1 pseudogene is annotated in these 287 nt (G+C 62.4%); it reads left to right on the top strand.

Going from position 1 to position 287, the window contains the following annotated elements:
• Positions 1–62: 62 nt before the first annotated feature.
• Positions 63–287, top strand: a pseudogene (locus EN859_RS37350) (glycosyl transferase); the annotation flags it as partial.

Below are 287 nucleotides of genomic sequence, written 5' to 3'. Positions count from 1 at the left end.
ATGGATGTTTACGAAGCGCTGGCAAAGCTTGGCACCCGCCGCGCCTTGCTGGGAACCGGCTGATGGGCGGTCTGCGCACCGAGATCATTAGTGATACGAGCGCATTCGAGGATCTGGAGCCGCATTGGTGGCAGCTCTGGCGGCAGAGCATCTCGGCCACGCCATTCCAGTCTCCTGCCTGGCTCATTCCGTGGTGGCAGACATTCGCGCCGGGGGACCTTGTGGCCATTGCAGTGTGGAGTGCAGACGCCCTCGTCGGCCTGGCACCGCTCTATGTCGAAAGGCAT

This window comes from Mesorhizobium sp. M00.F.Ca.ET.216.01.1.1 (genome assembly GCF_004010325.2).
Classification (GTDB): Bacteria; Pseudomonadota; Alphaproteobacteria; order Rhizobiales; family Rhizobiaceae; genus Mesorhizobium.
The sequence above is the reverse complement of the archived record's forward strand: the minus strand, read 5'-3'. Positions and strand labels throughout refer to the sequence as shown.